This is a genomic window from Mycolicibacter engbaekii (assembly GCF_002101585.1).
Classification (GTDB): Bacteria; Actinomycetota; Actinomycetes; order Mycobacteriales; family Mycobacteriaceae; genus Mycobacterium; species Mycobacterium engbaekii.
In genome coordinates this window covers 1-3,804 of the sequence record NZ_LQOT01000052.1, presented here as the reverse complement: position 1 = coordinate 3,804, position 3,804 = coordinate 1, and the positions used below count along the sequence as shown (strand labels likewise).

Here is a 3,804-nt window from a genome sequence, read left to right as displayed (position 1 = left end):
AGTTCGCCTTACAGTGGACCTCGACCCACCAACCCCAAGCCGCATAGCGACTGGACCACCAAACGGGTCCCCCTCACGGGCAAGATGCCGGCTACGAAAAGGGCTGGGGGTGATATCTCGACGCCGTGGACGTTGGCGACAACATGATCACGCTGCGAATGAGCGCCGTCGACAACCTGAACGGAAACGCGCCGGCGTGGGCTTGACCCCATTGGGTGGACACTCGGTCAGGCGGCTTGTGCCGTCTGAGTGATCCGGTTCTCGTACTCGACCGGGGTGATCATCCCGATCGAAGAGTGGCGCCGTCGGCGGTTGTAGACCCGTTCGATCCAGTCGCCGACGGCGAGCTTAGCGGCTGCTTTGGTGGGCCACAAGTAGCGGTCGTAGAACTCGACTTTCATTGTGGCCCAGAATGATTCCTGCTGAGCATTATCCCAACACACCCCGGTGCGGCCCACCGAGCGGGCCAGATCATGCTTGCGGGCGAACCGTGCCAACTGCGCACTGGTGTACTGACATCCGCGGTCAGCATGGAACACCACCTGCGCGGCCAACTCGCCGCGCATGGCCACCGCCATCGCCACCGCGTCCTCGACCAGGTCGGTATGCAGGTGCTCATCGATGGCCCAGCCGATCACCCGCCGGCTGCAGCCGTCACGCACGGCGCACAGGTACAACCAGCCCTCACCGGTGCGCAGATAGGTGATGTCGCTGGTCCACACCCCATCCAGACGGCCTGTATCGAATCGACGTTTGACCAGGTCAGGGATCGGCGGCGCGTCCAGATCCACCACGGTGGTTACCGGGGCGAACGTACGTGGGCTGATCCCGGCCAGACCCTGACGGCGCAGCGAGGCAGCCACCGTCTTGCGTGACACGGTCTCGCCGGCATCGCGCAGGTCGGCCAGGATGCGCGGCGCCCCATAGACCCCATCGGAGGCCTCATGCAAGGCCGCGACCTTGACATCCAACTCGGCACGACGCCGCGCCGCCGGCGACGGTCCCGCGGCCTGGGACTTGCGCCATTTGTAAAACCCCGACCGCGACACGTCCAGCAGCTCGCACATCCGGGTGATCGCGTAATTGGCCTTCTCCGCCTCGATCAGACCGTAGGCCTCTACTGGTTCTGTTCGGAGGCAAAGAAGGCCGCGGCTTTTTTCAAAAACTGCCGGTCCAAAGGCAATTCAGCGTTCTCCTTGCGCAGCCGCTCCAACTCGGCACGCTCATCAGAATCAAGCACCGCACCATTATCGCCTGCGCCAGCGGCCTCGCGGGCCACCCGCACCCAGCGCCCCAGCAACTGCTCACCCACACCGATCTCCGCGGCCACATGCGCGATCGGCCGGCCCGTCTCGATCACCAAGCGGGCCGCCTGCTCCCGAAACTCCGGGGTGTACTTCTTCCGCTTGCCCGACATACGGACATCCTTCCCGTGGGACCAGCAGTCCCACCAGTCAGGTGTCCACCATCAGGGGTCAACCCCAGGCGTGTCAGTTGGCGCTTGGTGTACGCGCCAACGTGTTGATCAAGACGAAGGCGTGTTTGGATACCCAAACCGGGCCCAACCGGCCTCCCGCTTCTCTTGCCGGCAACTACGCCCTGCGCCTCGCTGCGGCAATGCTCGACAAGATCGAGACCTGAAACGCACGCCGGTGAACCTCACACCAACTTGACTTGGCCGCAGTAATCCGAATGTCCGTGCACCACTCGAGAGACATTGCGGTCCTTAATCTTTGGAAACTTGCTCCTGAATCCTCGCAGGCCCGCGGCTGTGCTGCCCGCTTGAACGACCGCGTAGAGGTGCTTCAAAACCTTGTCGTTGGTGGAGTAGTAGTTGTAGACAGCATCAGTCACCGAGTCGTTAAGGGCGCGCCAGTCCCCCTTCGCGCCCAACGCCGCACCGAGCAGGTGGACGGTTTGAATCTTCGGAGCGTCAGGGTCGGTCGCGAGAGTCTGAGCAGCTGTCGTCATCACCCTGGCCCCCAGGCTGTGGCCGACCAAGACATAGTCTTCGGCGTCTGTGCGCGCCAACAAGCCCGCCAGGGCCACTCCCGTGGAATCGGCCCGTACCTTCGCGGTGTGCCAAGGGTTCATGGCCAGACCGGCCGCCGCAAAGGCTGCCCCGGCGCCGGGAATCAGGTTGGCTGCCCGCTTGCTCGCTCTGGCGGCCATTCCCTTGACAACTGCGGCCGCCGCGGCCTGTCCGCCTCCATAGCCCAGCCATGCCCCCAGCGCGCGGAGCTCCTTGTTTCCCCAATGAACCCGGTAGACCGGTGCCGTCGGGTAGCGCCGCCGAATGATTGACTCCCAATCCCCCCACGAGCCGCCGCCCGCTGTGAGAAAGCCGCTGGAGACGATAACCGGGGTCCCCACGCCGTCACCGAGTTTGTCGATCCGAAACGACTTGTCGGCGCCGATATAGGCAGTGGTCACCCTGGCGCCCAGGCCACCGCCCAGCAACATTCCCATCCCGGCGACAACGGCGGTGCCGCCTGCCATACCCAAGCCGCCTGCAGCGAGCGAACCGCCGCCCAGGAGTGCCAGGCCGTAGCTGGTAGCCGCTGCTCCGGTGTAGCCGCCGATCAGACTACCGGCGGCCCCGCCGATCGCCGGGGCCAGTGCCAATCCTCCGGTACCGATGACCGCGCTGGTAGCGGTGGCAGCGCCTGCCACCCTAGTGACGCGCGCCAGGTTCTTCTTCTTGTAGGTCAGGAAATCACGGTAGTTCCCCAGCGGGCCGAACTTGCTGTTGATCTTGTCGAAGCTCGGAATCTCATGCCGGTGCTCGGCGCAGAAACGGGGAATGTGCACGGTACCGAAGCCTCGGGTTGCCATGTGTTCGCATCTCGGGGCGGCGCAGCCAAGCGTGGGAGCACCGCACCCAGCGCACAGATGTCCTGGGAGGCTGAGTGCGGCCCTGTTCAGTTCCCGGTGATCCGTGAGTCTGAAGCATGCTGAGCACCACGCCCGTCGGGTGGCGGTGCCTTCGATATCGATCAACTTCGCCATCGCGATGGCGATCTCCTTGTGCGCTGCCGCCTGCTTGGCGTGGCTGGCACGTTTCTCCGCGTTCCGCAGCATTCGATGCTGCTTCTCGTGCTTGCCGAAAGCCCATAGGTTGTTCACCAGGGTCTGGTTCCGCACCATCGCCGGATCACCGCGCGCATCCGGTTCTAGATCTGATAGTTCACCGGACAGGGCCAAGAACCGGCCTTGCGGTGACCTGATCGAGCAGGAGAGTCCTGTCCCCTTCGTCGAGGTGAAAGACACTTTCTGCACGCAAGCCTCTCCCTACTACTCTTGCATGCCGCCGCCAGTACCCAGACGCCGCTGCACGCCATCAGAACCGAAACGAGGCAAGCGTATCGGCGCGCTCCGACGGACCATGACAAATCACCACAGAGCAGGCCGTCGCGACCGAATTCGCATGACGTGTCGCCACCGCCAGCTAGGCTCACCGGCAAATATTCCGGAAAGGTACACAGCGTGGGAAAACGTTCCAACAGCTCCTCTGGGGCGGAGGGCGCAGGCCTGATGTTGCTGTTCCTGATCGTCTCGCCTGTGCTTGGCGGTATCGCCGCAGCCGGCGCGAAGATCGGGGAAGCGATCGCAGCCATCGGCTTGCTATGGGTACCCATCCTGTTCCTCACCGGCGCCGCAGTCGTGGTCCTCACGGTAGGAGCGGCGCAGGAGCGCCGCAAAGCGGCATTGGAGGCAGAGGAGCAACTGAGGGGGACCCGTTTGGTGGTCCAGTCGCTATGCGGCTTGGGGTTGGTGGGTCGAGGTCCACTGTAAGGCGAACTC

The 3,804-nt window shown here is 64.0% G+C and carries 3 protein-coding genes; 1 reads left to right on the top strand and 2 read right to left on the bottom strand.

Going from position 1 to position 3,804, the window contains the following annotated elements; genetic code table 11:
• Positions 1 to 227 precede the first annotated feature (227 nt).
• Positions 228 to 1,417 (bottom strand): IS3 family transposase gene (locus tag AWC02_RS14940; protein WP_109561033.1). Its coding sequence is split into 2 segments (ribosomal slippage): positions 228 to 1,159 and positions 1,159 to 1,417, totalling 1,191 coding nucleotides; the frame shifts between segments, so codons are not numbered across the junction.
• Between the two features lie 242 nt (positions 1,418 to 1,659).
• Entirely contained in the window at positions 1,660 to 3,279 is a 1,620-nt protein-coding gene (locus AWC02_RS14930) for a DUF726 domain-containing protein (RefSeq protein ID WP_237160484.1), read from the bottom strand.
• A 207-nt stretch (positions 3,280 to 3,486) separates the two neighbouring features.
• Between AWC02_RS14930 and AWC02_RS22625 the strand changes: the two genes are divergently transcribed.
• Complete coding sequence (locus AWC02_RS22625; RefSeq protein WP_237160483.1) at positions 3,487 to 3,795, top strand: hypothetical protein; 309 nt, start codon at positions 3,487 to 3,489, stop codon at positions 3,793 to 3,795.
• The last annotated feature ends 9 nt before the right edge of the window (positions 3,796 to 3,804 follow it).